Raw genomic sequence first — 16414 nt, 5'->3', positions numbered from 1 at the left:
CGGGACGACGGCGGCCTGCGGCGGCTGCTGACCTCGATGGCCGAGCTGTTCGTGCGCGGTGTCGCGCTCGACTGGACCGGTGTGCTGCCCGCCCAGGCCGGGCGGGTGGACCTGCCGACCTACGCTTTCGACCACGAGCACTACTGGCTGCACACCACCGGGGCGGCGACCGACGCGCCCTCGCTGGGCTTGGCCGGGGCCGACCACCCGCTGCTCGGCGCGGTGGTGCGGCTGCCGCACACCGACGGGCTGGTCTTCACCTCCCGGCTGTCGCTGCGCACACACCCCTGGCTGGCCGACCACGCCGTCAGCGGCGTCGTGATCGTCCCGGGGACCGGACTGGTGGAGCTGGCCGTGCGCGCGGGCGACGAGGCCGGGTGCGCGGTGCTCGACGAGCTGGTCATCCAGGCCCCGCTGGTGGTGCCCGAGCGCGGCGCGGTCCGCGTGCAGGTCGCCGTCGGCGGACCCGACGGGGCGGGCTCGCGCACCGTGGACGTCTACTCCCAGCGGGAGGACGACGACACCTGGACGCGGCACGCCACCGGGGTGCTCTCCACCGAGGTCCGCCCCGCGCCCCGCGCCGGGTTCGACTTCGCCGCCTGGCCCCCGCCCGGCGCCGAGCCGGTCGAGGTCGACGGCGGCTACCAGGTCCTCGCCGAGAGCGGCTACGGCTACGGGCCGTCCTTCCGCGGCGTGCGCGCGCTGTGGCGGCGCGACGACGAGGTCTTCGCCGAGGTCGCCCTCCCCGAGGACCACGCGGCGGCGGCGGCCGGGTTCGGCCTGCACCCGGCGCTGCTCGACGCCGCGCTGCACTGCACGATGCTCAACGCCGTGGCCGTGGCCAGGGCGGCCGACGGTGAGGCGCGGGGCGAGCTGACCCTGCCCTTCGCCTGGAACGGGCTGCGCCTGCACGCGGCGGGCGCCTCGGCGCTGCGGGTGCGCGTCGGCAAGCCGGAGCCGGGATCGCTGTCGCTGGAGGCGGTGGACGCGGCGGGCGGCCTGGTCGTGACCATGGACTCGTTGGTCGGCCGGGCCGTCACCGCCGAGCAGTTGGCGACCGCCGCCGGGACCGGGCGGACCGACTCGCTGTTCGGCGTCGACTGGGCCGAGCTGGCCCGGGTCGAGGCGGCGGACCCGCCGGCGTGGCTGCCGGTCGCCACCGCCGAGGAGGTCGCCACCCTGGCCGACGACGTCGAGACCGGCGCCGTCCCCGCCCCGGCGCTGGCGGTCATGACGGCCGTCAGCGACGACGGCGACGCCCTGGACCTGACCACCCGGGTGCTCGACGTCGTCCAGTGCTGGCTGGCCGGGGCCGGGCTCGAGGACACCCGGCTGCTGGTCGCGACCAGGGGCGCGGTGGCGGCCGGGGACGGCGCGGTGACCGACCCGGCCGCGTCGGCGGTGTGGGGCCTGGTCCGCGCGGCCCAGGCGGAGAACCCGGACCGCGTCCTGCTGCTGGACGCCGACTCCGACGTCGAACCCCTGCTGGGCGCGGTGCTGGCCAGCGGCGAGCCGCAGATCGCGGTGCGCGGCGGCGCGTTCTCCGTCCCGCGGCTCGCCCGCGTCGCCGCCACGGCCCCGGCGACCGCCTTCGGGCCGGACGGGACGGTGCTGGTCACCGGCGGCACCGGGTCGCTGGGCGGGCTGGTCGCCCGGCACCTGGCCACCCGGCACGGGGTGCGCAGGCTGGTGCTGGCCAGCAGGCGCGGCCCGGCGGCCGAGGGCGCGGACAAGCTGGTCGCCGAGCTGGCCGAGCTGGGGGCCGCCGCCGCGGTGGTGGCCTGCGACGTCGCCGACCGCGACCAGGTGGCGGCGCTGCTGGCCGAGCACCGGCCCGCCGCCGTCGTGCACACCGCCGGTGTGACCGACGACGGCGTGATCGGGACGCTGACGCGGGAGCGGCTGGCGCGGGTGTTCGCGCCGAAGGTCGACGCCGTGCGCCACCTCGACGAGCTGACCAGGGACATGGACTTGGGCGCGTTCGTCGTCTACTCCTCGGTGTCCGGGGTGTTCATGGGCGCGGGCAGCGGCAGCTACGCGGCGGCGAACGCCTACCTCGACGGCCTGATGGCCGCCCGGCGCGCGGCAGGCCTGCCCGGCGTGTCGCTGGCGTGGGGCCTGTGGGAGCAGACCACGGGCATGGCCGCGGACATCGACGAGCTCACCAGGACCAGGATGAGCAGGCGCGGCGGCCTGCTGGCGATCACGCCCGCCGAGGGCATGGACCTGTTCGACGCCGCCGTGGGGTCCGGGCAGCCGCACCTGGTGCCCGCCAAGCTCGACCTGCGCGAGGTGCGGGCCAGGGCGGCGGCGGGCGGCGAGGTCCCGCACCTGCTGCGCGGCCTGGTCCGCGCGGGCAGGCAGCAGGCGCGCGCGGCGGGCGCGGGCGACGACCGGAGGCTGGCCGACCGGCTCGCCGGGCTGACCGGCGCCGAGCAGGCCGCGCTCCTGCTCGACCTGGTGCGCGCCCAGGTCGCCGCCGTCCTCGGCCACGGCCCGGACCACCACCTCGACCCCGACCAGGGGCTGTTCGAGATCGGCTTCGACTCCCTGACCGCGATCGAGCTGCGCAACCGGCTGCGCGACCTGACCGAGCGCAAGCTCGCGCCCAGCACCGTCTTCGACCACCCCACGCCGGGGATGCTCGCCGCGCACCTGCACCGGTCGGTGTGCGGCGACCACGCGGCGGACCCGGTAGCGATCTCCGTCTGAAAGCGAGTGATGACGTGTTCGACGTGGACCAGTACCTCCAGCGGATCGGCTGCGCGGGCGAGACCGGCGTGGACGCCGCGACGCTGCGCAAGCTGCACAAGGCACACCTGATGGCGTTGCCCTACAACGGCGCCGCCCAGGACCTCGCGGACGGCATCGTGCTCGTCGACATCGACGAGGACGCCATGTTCGAGCGCACCGTCGTCGACGGCCGGGGCGGCACCTGCTTCCAACTCGCCCGGCTGTTCAACCGGCTGCTGCGCGAGCTGGGCTACGACGTGACGCTGATGGCGGCCAGCACCGCGGAGGGCCGGGAGAACATCGGGCTCGACGTCGAGCACATGTTCAACCGTGTCGCCGTCGACGGCCAGGTGTGGGTCGTCGACGTCGGCTACCCCGGCCCCTCGTTCATCGAGCCGCTGCTGCTCACCGAGGGCGTGCAGTCCCAGTACGGCTGCCAGTACCGGCTAGTCGAGCACGGGGACGGGTACGCGTTGCAGCGCCGGGGCCGCGTCAGCCGCTGGAGCGTCGTCTACCACTTCACGATGGACGCCCGGACGTGGGAGGACTGGCGGGAGCTGGAGGTCCACCTCAACGAGCGGTACGCGCGGACCGAGCCCGCCGAGGACGCCTGCCCGATCGGGCGGGGGACCGACCGCCTGTTCAGCCAGATCGAGGCCGACACCGCGGGCGAGGACCTGCTCGACGTCCTGATCGGACGGACCATCGACAACGGCCAGGTCGTGCTCAAGGGCAAGCGGTACCTGACCGTGCGCGACGGCCGCGAGGAAGTGCGCACGATCACCGACGACGACGAGCAGCGCGAGCTGATCACCAGCGTGCTGTCCGGTCGGTTCAGCTGACCCCGAGCGGGTCCGGGAGGGGAGACGATGGCGACGATTCCGGTACGGCTCGGGGATCGCTCATACGACGTGCTGGTCGGCCCGGGGGCGCGCGACGCGCTCGCCGGGGTGGTCCGGCGGCTGGGCGCGCGGCGGGCGGTCGTCGTGTCGGCCCGCCCGCGCGAGTGGGTGCCCGACACCGGTGTGCCGACCCTGCTGGTGCCCGCCAGGGACGGCGAGCAGGACAAGAACCTGTCCACAGTGGAACACCTGTGCGGCGAGTTCGTGCGGTTCGGGCTGACCCGGTCCGACGTCGTCGTGTCCTGCGGCGGCGGCACGACCACCGACGTGGTGGGGCTGGCGGCGGCCCTGCACCACCGGGGCGTGGCCGTGGTCCACCTGCCCACGACCCTGCTCGCCCAGGTGGACGCCAGCGTCGGCGGCAAGACGGCGGTGAACCTGGCGGCGGGCAAGAACCTGGTGGGCGCGTTCTGGCAGCCCAGCGCGGTGCTGTGCGACACCGACTACCTCTCGACGCTGCCCGGGCGGGAACTGCGCAACGGTCTCGGCGAGATCGCCCGCTGCCACTTCATCGGCGCCCCGGACCTGCGCGGGCTGCCGCTGGTGGAGCAGATCGCCGCCAGCGTCACCCTCAAGGCGGGCATCGTCGCCGCCGACGAGCGCGACGCCGGGCCGCGGCACCTGCTCAACTACGGCCACACGCTCGGCCACGCGCTGGAGGCCGCGACCGGCTTCGCCCTGCGCCACGGCGAGGGCGTGGCCATCGGCACCGTGTTCGCGGGCAGGCTGGCCGGCGCGCTGGGCCGCATCGACCAGGCCAGGGTGGACGAACACCTCGAGGTCGTCGCCCACTACGGCCTGCCCGCCGCCCTGCCGCGCGGCGTCGACCGGGAGGTCCTGCTGCGCCAGATGCGGCGGGACAAGAAAGCGGTCTCCGGGCTGGCCTTCGTCCTGGACGGGCCCGCGGGCGCGGAGCTGGTGCGCGACGTGCCCGCGGACGTCGTCGCCCGCGTCCTCGACGACATGCCCCGGGAGCCGCTGGACCGGCTCGTCGGCGCTGAGGCGGTCACGACGTGAGGCGCCTCGTCGACCCCCTGGACCCCGGCGCCCGACCGGTGGACCGGCTCCTGGCCCGTGCGCTGGCCGAGGCGTTGGCCCGGCCCGCCGCCCAGCAGCCGTGCTGGCCGGACCCGGAGCAGGCGGGCGCGGTGACCCGGTCGCTGCGCCGCGCCGAGCCGGTCGTCGCGCCGCAGGAGACCGACCGGCTCCTCGACCGGCTCGCCTCGGTGGCCCGCGGCGAGGCGTTCCTGCTCCAGGGCGGGGACTGCGCGGAGACCTTCGCCGACAACACCGAGCCGCACTTGCGGGCCAACCTGGGCACGCTGCGCCGGATGGCGGACCTGCTCGGCGCCGCGGTCGGGCTGCCGGTGGTCACGATCGCCCGGATGGCGGGCCAGTACGCCAAACCCCGGTCCAACCCCGTCGACGCGCTCGGGCTGCCGGTCTACCGCGGCGACATCGTCAACTCCCCGGAGCCCACGCCCGCGGCCAGGACACCCGACCCCAACCGGATGCTGCGCGCCCACGCCCACGCCGTGCGCGCGATGGCCCTGGTCCGTGCAGGCAACCAGGTCGAATCCCTCGTGCCCCGGGCGAACCTGGTCGGCGCCGGGATCGGGCCCGGGCCGCACGGCGGCCCCGTCGCCGAGAACCAACCCGCGGACGAGGTCTACGTCAGCCACGAGCTGCTCCTCCTCGACTACGAGCGGTCCGTGCTCTGGGCCGACACCCGTGGGCCGCGCCCCCGGGTCGCGAGCGGGCTGGGCCACTTCCTGTGGGTCGGCGAGCGCACCCGAGGGCTCGACGGCGCGCACATCGCCTTCGCCGAGCTGCTGTCCAACCCGGTTGGCCTCAAGATCGGCCCGACCACCACCCCGGAGCAGGCCGTCGAGTACGCGCGGCGGCTCGACCCGCACGGCACGCCGGGGCGGCTGACCCTGGTCGCCCGCATGGGCCACGACCGGGTGCGCGAGGTCCTGCCGCCGATCGTCGAGGCGGTCACCGCCTCCGGGCGCCAGGTGGTCTGGCAGTGCGACCCGATGCACGGCAACACCCGGATCGCCCGCAACGGCTTCAAGACCCGCGACCTGGCCCACGTCGTCGACGAGGTCGCGGGCTTCGTCGAGGTGCACCGGCGGCTGGGCACCCACCCCGGCGGGATCCACGTCGAGGTGACCGGCGAGGACGTCACCGAGTGCGTCGGCGGGCCGGTGGCCGAAGCCGACCTGCCCACCCGCTACCAGACCGCCTGCGACCCGCGCCTCAACGCCGTGCAGGCGGTGGAACTTGCCCGCCGCGCGGCCGCCGCGCTGACGCCCCGGGAGGGCCCGCGATGACCGGCACACCGCCCGCGCCGCCGATCAGCGGCGCCACCCGCCTGTACGTAGTCCTGGGCGACCCCGTCGCCCAGGTCCAGTCACCCGGCCTGATGAACCCGCTGTTCGCCCGGCTGGGGATCGACGCGGTGCTCGTCCCCGTGCACGCCACCCCGGAGCGCTTCAGCCGGGTGTTCGGCGGGCTCCGCGAGGCGGGCAACGTCGACGGCATCTTCGTCACCGTTCCGCACAAGGCCGCCGCGCGCGGGCTCGCCGACCGGTGCAGCCCGATGGTGGAGATCACCGGCAGCGCCAACGCGCTGCGCCGCGAGGCCGACGGCGGCTGGTACGCCGAGAACTTCGACGGTGTGGGTTTCGTCGCGGGCCTGGTGCGGGCGGGCTGCGACCCGAGGGGCCAGCGCGTGTCGCTGGTCGGCGCGGGTGGGGCGGGCAGCGCCATCGCCGCCGCGCTGCTGGCCGCGGGCGCCGAGCGGTTGGCGCTGTGCGACCCGGACACCGCCAAGCTGCGAGCCCTGCGGGCCCGCCTGGAGGCGCACTGGCGCGGCCGGACCACCGGGTCGGCCGAACCGGACCTGGTCGGGGCGGGCATCGTCGTGAACGCGACACCGCTGGGCCTGCGCCCCGACGACCCGCTGCCGCTGCGGCCCGAATCGCTGCCCCCCGGCGCGGTCGTGGCCGACATCATCATGAAACCCCGTGAGACCCCGCTGCTGCGCGCGGCGGCGGCGCTGGGCCACCGCGCGCACCACGGGATCCACATGCTCGACGGGCAGGTGGACTCCTACCGGGAGTTCTTCAACCTCGGGTGATGGCCACGACGACTACCAACCCGGGGGATGTGGGGCACCGGGAGTCGGCAGAAACTGTTACCTGCGGGGAAAGCCAGGCCGTGCCCGACCAGCGGCCCACCTCGGGGGCCGGGTGCGCGGCAGGCCCAGAGCCGCCGCCCCCGCCCCGCCCGCGCCCCACACCCGACACCGAAGGCGGAGACCTGTGACAGCCACCTCCGAGAACCAGGCCGAGCCGGTCGCGCTGCTCTGCCCGGAGCTGACGTCCGACCCGTTCGCCGGATACGCGCGGATGCGGGAGCAGGCGCCGATGCTGACCGGCACCATCGTGGACGGTGGGCCGCCGCTGTGGCTGGTCACCCGCTACGACGACGTGCGCACGGTCCTCACCGACCCGCGGTTCCTCAACAACCCGGCCGCCGGGCCCGCGCGCAACAGCTCCTCGATCATGAAGATGCTCAACATCCCCTCCGACCTGGTCGAGTACCTGGCCGAGAAGCTGATGCAGATCGACGGCGCCGACCACCGCAGGCAGCGGACGATGGTCGCCAAGGTCTTCACCGCCCGCCGGGTGGCCCGGCTGCGCCCGCAGATCGAGCGGATCACCGGGGCGCTGCTCGACGAGATGGCCGAGGCGGGCCGCGACGGCGCGCCGGTCGACCTGATGAAGGCGTTCTGCTACCCGGTGCCGATCACCGTCATCTGCGAGCTGGTCGGCATCGACGAGGCCGACCGCGGCAAGTGGGGCGAGTGGGGCCGCGTGCTGTCCACCCCCCAGGAGTACCGCGAGCAGGTCCCGACCGTGCTGCGCGAGTGCGTCGACCACGTGCTCGAGGTGATCGCGCGCAGGCGGGCCGAGCCCCGCGACGACCTGATCTCCGCGCTCGTGCAGGTCCAGGACGAGGACGGCGACCGGCTCTCCGAGCGCGAGATGGTCACCCTGGTCTTCACCCTGGTGATCACCGGCTACGAGACCACCACCTACATGCTCGGCAACTCGGTGCTCGCCCTGCTGGAGAACCCCGACCAGCTCGCGCTGCTGCGCGCGGACCCGGCGAGGTGGCCGCAGGCGGTCACCGAGCTCATGCGCCTGGGCCCGGCCCAGTGGGGCCTGCCCCGCTACCCGACCGAGGAGGTCGTGGTCGGCGGCGTCACCATCCCCGCCGGGTCGCCGGTCATGCCGCTGATCATCGCGGCCAACACCGACCCGCGCGCCTACGACAACCCCGACAAGCTCGACGTCTGCCGCGCCGCCCAGCAGAACCACCTCGGCTTCGGGCAGGGCGCGCACTACTGCCTCGGCGCCCCGCTGGCCATCCAGGAGGCGGAGGTGGCGCTGGAGATGCTGTTCACCCGCTTCCCGGACCTGTCCCTCGCGGTGGACCGCGAGCAGATCCCGTGGGTGCCCCGACCCGGGGTCACCCAGGTCGCGGAGATCCCGCTGCGGCTCGCCTGAGCGACCCACCCCCAGGAGGAACAGCGATGACCGCAGCGGCCACGTTCACCCGGCTCCGCGAGTTCATGGTCGGCCCCACCCGGTTCGCGATCCTGGTGTCCTGCTTCGAGCTGGGCATCGTCGACGCGCTGCGGGACAAGCCGCGGCAGACCGCCGCCCAGCTCGCCGAGGCCGTCGGCGCCAAGCCCGACGCCGTGGAGCAACTCCTGCACCTCCCGGTGAAGGAGGGCTTCCTCACCCAGGACACGCGGACCGGGAGCTATTCGCTGGGTTCGTTCGCGGGCATCCCCAAGGCCCACCTGGACCAGGTCCTGGTCGTGCTGGACATGATCAAGGTCGTGATGCTGCGGCAGGTGTTCCACCTGACCGAGAGCGTCCGCAGCGGCACGGTCGTCGGCCTGGACGAGGTCTACGGCTTCCAGGGCAACCTGTACGAGGCCGTGGGCGAGCACAAGGACCTGCGCGAGTCGTGGGCCACCATGATGGACGGCGTCACCGCCCAGCTCGACCCCTGGTTCTTCCGCAACGTGCACATCCCGGCCGGCTCGCGGGTGCTCGACCTGGCGGGCAACACCGGCCTGGGCGCGATCCTGACCTACCGCACCAAGGCCTCGCCCGGCCTGCGGGTGACCACCTTCGACCTGCCGGAGAAGGAAGAGGAGTGCCTGGAGAACTTCCGGGAGCACGGCGTCGAGGAGCACTGCTCGTTCATCGGCGGCGACGTGTTCGACAGCGTGCCCGCGGGCCACGACGTCGTGCTGGTCAAGCACTTCCTGGACATGTTCGACAAGGACGACGTGGTCCGCATCCTCAGCAAGGTCAGCGAGGCCCTCGAGGTGGGGGGCCGGCTCAACATCCTGGTCCCCATCTACCCCGACGACGTCACCGACGCCACCAGCGCGGGCGTGGACATCTTCCCGGCCTACTTCCTGGCCTGCGCCATGGGCCAGGGCGGTCCGCAGAAGCTCTCCACCTACCGGTCCTGGGTCGAGGAGTGCGGCTTCAAGGTCACCAAGTCCGTGGCCCAGGACCTGAGCACGATGCCGGGAACGCTGATCTCCCACGGCATCGTGTGCGCGACGAAGATCGCGTGACCCCCGCACACCGGACAGGGAGAGGACTTCGCCGATGACCGCGACCAACGGCTGGGTGGCCGAGGACTACGCCAAGGTCAACGCCCCGCACCTGCGCACGGCGCTGGCCGCGCTCTCGCTCGCGGGCGACGCCCTGGAGCGGGGCGGGGCGTTCGCCGAGATCGGCTGCGGCACCGGCGACATCGCCCGGGTCGCCGCGGAGCGCGGGTTCGAGGTCTGGGCCAGCGACGCCTCGCAGTCCATGGTGGACGCCACCCGGCAGCGGTGCGCGGGCCTGCCCGTGCACGTCGAGGTCTGCCCGGCCGAACGGCTCGACCTGCCCGAGGACCGCTTCACCGTCGTGCACTCGTCCTGGGTCCTGCACTGGGTGACCGAGGTCGAGCAGCCGTTGCGCCGGATGGCCGGCGCGCTGCGCCCCGGCGGGCACCTGGTTCTGCAATGGACCGGCGCGCACCCGCGCGGCCAGGGCCCCGGCATGTTCGGCATCCTGCGCCAGGTCGCGGGCGGTCCGAAGTGGCGGGACCTGCTCGCCGAGGCGCAGCCCGCGATGCGCGAGTACCCCGCCGACGAGGTGGCCGCGCGGCTGACCGCCGCCGGGCTCGACCTCGTGCACTACGACCCCGAGCTCGCCCACCCGCTCAGCGCCAAGGGCCCTGGCCCGACCCTGGCCGACCTGCCGGACCTGCGTGAGCGCTACAAGCTCGCGGGCTTCGCCACCCAGGCCGCCGCGCTGGGCGAGCGCGCCGACGAGTTCGTCGACGAGGTGCTCACGACCATGATCGAGGCAGGCCAGGTCGACCCGCACCACGCGCGGATCGTCGCCAGGCGGCCGGGCTGAGCCGAGCCGACCCACCCCGAGCAGCGCACCCACCCGGAGATTTGGAGAGCCATGAACGCGCGACCGGCACCGGAATTCCCCCAGTGGCCCCAGCACGACGACGCCGAGCGCGATGGTCTCATCCGCGCGCTGGAGCAGGGCCAGTGGTGGCGCATGGGCGGGAGCGAGGTGGACTCCTTCGAGCGCGAGTTCGCCGCGCACCACGGCGCCCAGCACGCGCTCGCCGTCACCAACGGCACGCACGCGCTCGAACTCGCGCTCCAGTGCATGGGCGTCGGGCCGGGGACCGAGGTGATCGTGCCCGGCTTCACCTTCATCTCCTCCTCCCAGGCCGCCCAGCGGCTCGGCGCGGTGGTCGTCCCGGTCGACGTCGACCCGGACACCTACAACATCGACCCCGCCGCTGCCGCCGCCGCCATCACCCCGCGCACCCGGGTGGTCATGCCGGTGCACATGGCCGGGCTGATGGCCGACATGGACGCGCTGGGCAAGATCGCCGCGGAGACCGGAGTCGACCTGCTGCAGGACGCCGCGCACGCGCACGGCGCGCGCTGGCAGGGCAAGCGGGTCGGTGAGCTGGGCACGGTCGCGGCGTTCAGCTTCCAGAACGGCAAGCTGATGACCGCGGGCGAGGGCGGCGCCGTGCTGTTCCCCGACGAGGCCATGCACGAGACCGCGTTCCTGCGCCACAGCTGCGGCAGGCCGCGCGACGACCGCCGGTACTTCCACAAGATCGCCGGGTCCAACATGCGCATCAACGAGTTCTCCGCGGCCGTGCTGCGCGCGCAGCTCAGCCGCTTGGACGACCAGATCGCGCTGCGCGACGAGCGCTGGACGCTGCTGTCGCGGCTGCTCGGCGAGATCGACGGCGTGCTGCCGCAGGGCGGCGACGTGCGCGCCGACCGCAACTCCCACTACATGGCCATGTTCCGGGTCCCCGGCCGCACCGAGGAGGAGCGCAACACCCTGGTCGACCGGCTCGTCGCCGCGGGCCTGCCCGCCTTCGCCGCGTTCCGCGCGATCTACCGCACCGACGCCTTCTGGGAGATGGGCGCCCCGGACACGACCGCGGCCGAGCTCGCCGAGCGCTGCCCGAACTCCGACGCCATCAGCGCCGACGGCGTCTGGCTGCACCACCGCGTCCTGCTCGCCGACGAGCAGGCCGTGCGCGCGACCGCGGAGATCGTCGCCGAGACCCTGGGTTCGCTGTGAGCGTCCGGGTCGCGGTGGTCGGGCTCGGCTGGGCGGGCCGGGAGCTGTGGCTGTCCCTGCTGCGCGAGCACCCGGACTTCGAGGTGGTGGCCGTCGTCGACGCGGACCCGGCCGCGCGGGCGGCCTTCGCCGACGAGCCGGGCACCGCCGTGCACGCCTCGGTGGCCGAGCTCACCGCGGCGGCGGTGGACCTCGCCGTGGTCGCGGTGCCCAACCACCTGCACGCCTCGGTGGCCGCCGCGCTGCTGAGCGAGCAGATCCCGGTCTTCATGGAGAAGCCGGTTTGCCTGAGCACGGCCGAGGCCGACCTGCTGGACGCGGCCGAGCGCGGCGGCGCGGTGCTGCTCGCGGGCAGCGCCGCCCGCCACCGCGGCGACATCGCGGCGCTGGGCGGGCTGATCCCGGAACTGGGCGGCGTGCGGCACGTCTGCCTGGGCTGGGTGCGCTCGCGCGGCGTGCCCCGATCGGGCTGGTTCACCCAGCGCGACAAGGCGGGCGGCGGGGTGCTGTTCGACCTGGGCTGGCACCTGTTCGACGCGCTGGCCTCGCTGCTGGGCCCGGTCCCGTTCGCGCAGGTGGTCGGCTCCACGACCGACGACTTCGTCAACCTGGGCTCCTGGGGCGCGACCTGGCGCCAGGACCGCGCCGCGGGCGACACCGCCGACGTGGAGGACACCGCCCGCGGCTTCCTGGTCCGCGAGGACGGCGTGTCGGTGTCCCTGCTGACGAGCTGGGCCTCGCACGAGCCGCTGGACCTGTCCCTGGTCCGGGTCGAGGGCAGCACCGGGGTCGCGGAGCTGCGGTGCACCTTCGGGTTCAGCCCCAACCGGTCCGAGCCGGTGCTGACACTGACCCGGGAGGGCGCCAGCACCCGGGTGGAGCTGCCCGCCGAGCCCATCGGCGCCGAGTACCGGCGCCAGCTCGACGGCCTCGCCGCGCTGCTGGCCGACCCCGGCAACCGCGGCAGGGCCATCGCCGAGGCCCGCACCAACGTCGCGACCATCGAGAGCTTCTACGCCTCGGCCCGCGCGTCGGTCCGACCCGCATCGCCCGCGTACCAGTAGACCCGGTGGACGCGGCCCACTGAGCCACCGACCCGTGGAGGGCGCCATGACAGTCCCGATCGTCGGACAACCCGCCACCGCGACGGGCGCCGCCGCACCCGGCAGGCTGGCCGTCATCTTCGACCTGGACGGGGTGATCGTCGACAGCTTCGCGGTGATGGGCGAGGCCTTCGCCATCGCCTACGCCGAGGTCGTCGGCGACGGCCCCGCGCCGTTCGAGGAGTACCGCCGCCACCTGGGCCGGTACTTCCCGGACATCATGCGGATCATGGGCCTGCCGCTGGCGATGGAGGAGCCCTTCGTCCGCGAGAGCTACCGCCTCGCCCGGCAGGTGACCGTCTTCGACGGCGTCGTCGAACTGCTGCTGGAGCTGCGGGTGCGCGGTCTGCGGCTGGCGGTCGCCACCGGCAAGAGCGGGCCAAGGGCGCGCTCGCTGCTCGACGGGCTGAACCTGCTGCCGTTCTTCGAGCACGTGATCGGCTCCGACGAGGTCCCCCGGCCCAAGCCCGCCCCGGACATCGTCCAGCACGCGCTGGGCCTGATGGACGTGCGGGCCGACCGGGCGGTGATGGTCGGCGACATGCCGACCGACCTGGCCAGCGCCCGGGGCGCCGACGTCGCCGCCGCGGCCGCGCTGTGGGCCAGCCCCGAGGTCGACGAGCTGCTCGCCGCGGGCCCCGACCTCGTGCTGCGCCACCCGTCCGACCTGCTCGCCTTCTGCCCCGCGGTGCCCGCCCGCTGAGACCGGGGCCCACGCGGAGATCGGTGCCGGCCCATGCGCTCACCAGACCAGGCCCACTACCTGGGCGTCGACATCGGGGGCACCAAGGTCGCCCTGCGGGTCGAGACCGACACCGGGTGCGTCGACGAGTCCGCCTTCGCCTGGGAGCCCAGGCGCAGCGCCACCCTGGACCTCGCCCAGCTCACCACCCACGTCGACGGGCTGCGCGCGCGGCTCGGCACGCCGCTGCGCGCCGTGGGCGTCGCGATGCCCGCCACGGTCGGTCCGGCCGGTCGGGTCACGGCCTGGCCCAGCAGACCTGAGTGGACCGGGCTGGAGCTCGAAGCGTCGCTGCGGGCGCTGTTCCCGGAGGCCCCCGTCGCCTGGGCCGACGACGGCGACCTCGGCGCGCTCGCCGAGGCCGAGGAGTCCGGCTGCGACGACGTGCTCTACCTCGGTGTGGGCACGGGCGTCGGCGGCGGGCTGTTCCTGGGCGGGGCGCTGTGCCCCGGCCTGGGCCGCGGCTCGTTCGAGATCGGGCACCTGATCGTCGAGCTGGACGGCGTGCGCTGCGTGTGCGGCCGCCGCGGGTGCCTGCAGGCCGTCGCCTCCGGACCGGCCACCCTGCGCCGCGCCGCGCTCCTGCGGGGCGCCGCGGTCACCTTCGACGACCTGCGGGCGGCGGTGCGCGGCGGGCAGTTGTGGGCCGTGGCCGCGGTCGAGCAGACCTGCCGGGCGGTGGCCGCCGCGGTGGCGGGCGTCCACGAGCTGCTCCACCCGCGGCTGGCGCTGATCGGCGGCGGGTTCGCGACCGGCATCCCCGGGTTCACCGGGCTGGTGTCGGCGCACCTGGCCGACCTGGCCCGCCCCGGCCACCCCCCGCCGCCGGTGGCCCCCGCCGCCCTCGGCGGCCTGTCCTCGTTGCGCGGCGCGGTGTCGCTGGCCCGCCGCATCGCGAGCTGACCCCGCCCGCCCACCGCAAGTCTTCCCCTCCAAGCAGAAAGGGAGATCGATGACAGCCACCGCCGCGAACTCGGACCTGCCCGCCCAGTGCCCGGTCAAGCCGATCGAGCTGCTCTCACCGGAGCTCACCGCCGACCCGTTCACCGCGTACAACACCATGCGCGAGCAGGCCCCGGTGCTCACCGGCACCATCCTGGACGGCCCACCGGTGTGGCTGGTGACCCGCTACGACGACGTGCGCCGGGTGCTCACCGAACCGGTCTTCCTCACCAACCCGGCCTCGGTGCCCGGTGCCGAGCGCAAGGACGACGGCCCGGAGATCCTCAAGCAGCTCAACATCCCCGACGAGGTCGTGGACATGATCGCCAAGGCGATGATGAACCTCGACGGCGCCCCGCACGCCCGGCTGCGCAAGCTGGTGTCCCGCGCCTTCACCGCCCGCCGGGTCGCCGAGCAGCGCCCGCGCATCGAGGAGATCACCGCGGGCCTGCTCGACCGGATGGCCGAGGCGGGCCGCGACGGCGCCCCCGTCGACCTGGTCTCGGCCTACTGCTACCCGGTGCCGATCGCGGTCATCTGCGAGATGGTCGGCATCGACGAGGCCGACCGCCCGCAGTGGCACCGCTGGGGCCGCGTGCTCTCGCTCATGCAGACCGAGCACCTGGGCACCATCCTGCGCGAGTGCTCCGAGCACGTCCTCGACCTGATCACCCGCAGGCGCGCCGACCCCCGCGACGACATGATCTCCGCCCTCATCCAGGCCCAGGAGGAGGACGGCGACCGGCTCTCCGACCGCGAGATGGTCCGCCTGGTCTTCACCATGGTCACCGCCGGACACGAGTCCACCACCTACCTGCTCGGCAACTCGGTCCTGTCGCTGCTGGAGAACCCCGACCAACTCGCCCTCCTGCGCGCCGAACCCCACCGCTGGCAACCAGCCGTCCGCGAACTCATGCGCCTGGGCCCCTCCCAGTTCGCCCAGGCCCGCTACACCGCCGAGCAGATCGAACTGGGCGGCGTCACCATCCCCGCGGGCGCCCCGGTCGTGCCCATGCTCCTGTCGGCCAACACCGACCCCCGCAAGTACGACGCCCCCGACCAGCTCGACATCTCCCGCAGTGCCGGGAACCACCTGGGCTTCGGCATGGGATCGCACTACTGCCTCGGCGCCCCGCTGGCCTACCAGGAGGCGGAGGTGGCGCTGGAGATGCTGTTCACCCGCTTCCCGAACCTGTCGCTGGCCGTGGACCGCGCGGAACTCCCGTGGGCCCTGCGGCCCGGTTTCACGCGCGTGGCGGAACTGCCCCTGCTGCTCGGCTGACACCAGCGCACCAGAGGCGGAGCACCCCACGCGGGTGCTCCGCCTTCACCCCTCGAGACCCGCGCGGCGCACGAGGTCGACCAACTCGCGGTGGATCTGGACATCAGCCGCGGCGACCAGCCCCTGGCGGCCGGAGTGCACGGCCCGCCCAGCGAGGTTGCTCACCACACACCCCGCGGCCTGACACAGGGCGATGCCACTGGTGAAGTGCACGCTGTCCAGAAGCAGCCCGTCGGTGACGTAGGCCGCGCGCCGCCCGGCCGCGACCCAGGCCAGCGCCAGCGACGTCGACACCACGCGGGGATGGAACCGACTGATGAACGCGTCATCCGTCAGCAACCACCCCGCCCGGAAGACCGCGCCGTTGGGAAAGGGCGGGTCGAGGTTGACCTCCACGAGCCGATCACCCACCCCCGGCGCCACCGCCACATCCACACCGCCACGGCGGAGGAACGCACCCGCGCCCCCAGTCCAGAACGCCTCCCCGGACAACGGGTCCGCCGAAACCGCCACTGCCACAAGGTCCCCAACCCGCAACGCGACGTTGACCGCGACCAACGGCGTACGCGCCGCGTAGTTCAACGTCCCACACAACGGATCAACCAACCACGTCCGAGACCCACTGCCCCCGCCATACTCCTCACCAACGACAGCGTCCCCCGGCCGAGCCTCCCGCAAGACCTCCCGAATAGCGAACTCAGCCGCCAAATCCACCCCAGTGGCGAAGTCCCCACCCCCTTTGTCAAACCTCTCCACATCCCCACCGAAACAACGCCGAACCACCACACACGCCGCCTCCACAGCCCGAACCGCCACAGCGACATCAGACTCAACCCCCACCGACATGCCCACATCAACCACACCCCAGACCATCCCACACCCCGCCACCCACCTCCCAAGCAACCAGCGCCCAGCCAAGAGCCCCCCGCGACACCGAACCCCGCGACACCGAACCCCGCGACACCGAACCCCGCGACACCGAACCC

The 16414-nt window shown here is 74.0% G+C and carries 14 protein-coding genes; 13 read left to right on the top strand and 1 reads right to left on the bottom strand.

Annotated elements, in window-relative coordinates:
* From GCL84_RS16430 to GCL84_RS16370, 13 genes are all read left to right on the top strand, one after another.
* A partial coding sequence (locus GCL84_RS16430) for a type I polyketide synthase (RefSeq protein ID WP_156756356.1) occupies positions 1-2712 on the top strand: 2712 nt, incomplete at its 5' end.
* A 14-nt stretch (positions 2713-2726) separates the two neighbouring features.
* Entirely contained in the window at positions 2727-3575 is an 849-nt protein-coding gene (locus tag GCL84_RS16425) for an arylamine N-acetyltransferase family protein (RefSeq protein ID WP_156756355.1), read from the top strand.
* Between the two features lie 27 nt (positions 3576-3602).
* Positions 3603-4652 carry a 3-dehydroquinate synthase family protein gene (locus tag GCL84_RS16420; RefSeq protein WP_156756354.1) on the top strand — a complete coding sequence of 350 codons (1050 nt, stop codon included), beginning with the start codon at positions 3603-3605 and terminating at the stop codon, positions 4650-4652.
* Complete coding sequence (locus GCL84_RS16415) at positions 4649-5971, top strand: 3-deoxy-7-phosphoheptulonate synthase (protein ID WP_156756353.1); 1323 nt, start codon at positions 4649-4651, stop codon at positions 5969-5971. Before GCL84_RS16420 ends, GCL84_RS16415 begins: the two co-directional genes overlap by 4 nt.
* The gene (locus GCL84_RS16410) at positions 5968-6780 is read left to right on the top strand and encodes a shikimate dehydrogenase family protein (protein WP_156756352.1); all 813 of its coding nucleotides are present in this window, start codon (positions 5968-5970) and stop codon (positions 6778-6780) included. The genes GCL84_RS16415 and GCL84_RS16410 overlap by 4 nt, the downstream gene beginning before the upstream one ends.
* 184 nt (positions 6781-6964) lie before the next feature.
* Complete coding sequence (locus GCL84_RS16405) at positions 6965-8215, top strand: cytochrome P450 family protein (RefSeq protein WP_235926323.1); 1251 nt, start codon at positions 6965-6967, stop codon at positions 8213-8215.
* Positions 8216-8241: 26 nt separating this feature from the next.
* Complete coding sequence (locus GCL84_RS16400) at positions 8242-9309, top strand: methyltransferase (RefSeq protein ID WP_197523302.1); 1068 nt, start codon at positions 8242-8244, stop codon at positions 9307-9309.
* A 34-nt stretch (positions 9310-9343) separates the two neighbouring features.
* Complete coding sequence (locus tag GCL84_RS16395) at positions 9344-10147, top strand: class I SAM-dependent methyltransferase (RefSeq protein WP_156756351.1); 804 nt, start codon at positions 9344-9346, stop codon at positions 10145-10147.
* A 51-nt stretch (positions 10148-10198) separates the two neighbouring features.
* Positions 10199-11359: a 3-amino-5-hydroxybenzoate synthase gene (gene rifK / locus GCL84_RS16390; RefSeq protein WP_156756350.1), complete on the top strand. Its 1161-nt coding sequence runs from the start codon at positions 10199-10201 to the stop codon at positions 11357-11359.
* The gene (locus GCL84_RS16385) at positions 11356-12423 is read left to right on the top strand and encodes a Gfo/Idh/MocA family protein (RefSeq protein ID WP_156756349.1); all 1068 of its coding nucleotides are present in this window, start codon (positions 11356-11358) and stop codon (positions 12421-12423) included. The genes rifK and GCL84_RS16385 overlap by 4 nt, the downstream gene beginning before the upstream one ends.
* A gap of 46 nt (positions 12424-12469) precedes the next feature.
* A complete protein-coding gene (locus GCL84_RS16380; protein ID WP_156756348.1) occupies positions 12470-13165 on the top strand; it encodes an HAD-IA family hydrolase in 696 nt (231 codons plus the stop codon).
* 33 nt (positions 13166-13198) lie between these two features.
* Entirely contained in the window at positions 13199-14107 is a 909-nt protein-coding gene (locus tag GCL84_RS16375) for an ROK family protein (protein WP_156756347.1), read from the top strand.
* Between the two features lie 49 nt (positions 14108-14156).
* Positions 14157-15428: a cytochrome P450 family protein gene (locus GCL84_RS16370; RefSeq protein ID WP_156756346.1), complete on the top strand. Its 1272-nt coding sequence runs from the start codon at positions 14157-14159 to the stop codon at positions 15426-15428.
* A gap of 45 nt (positions 15429-15473) precedes the next feature.
* On the opposite strand, the gene GCL84_RS16365 is transcribed toward GCL84_RS16370, so the two are convergent.
* Positions 15474-16274, bottom strand: a complete 801-nt coding sequence (locus GCL84_RS16365) for an inositol monophosphatase family protein (RefSeq protein ID WP_156756357.1) — start codon at positions 16272-16274, stop codon at positions 15474-15476.
* Positions 16275-16414: the final 140 nt, after the last annotated feature.

The organism is Actinokineospora pegani (genome assembly GCF_009745975.1).
GTDB lineage: Bacteria > Actinomycetota > Actinomycetes > Mycobacteriales > Pseudonocardiaceae > Actinokineospora > Actinokineospora pegani.
Note: the sequence above shows the minus strand (reverse complement) of the source record. Positions and strands in the feature narration are given on the sequence as shown.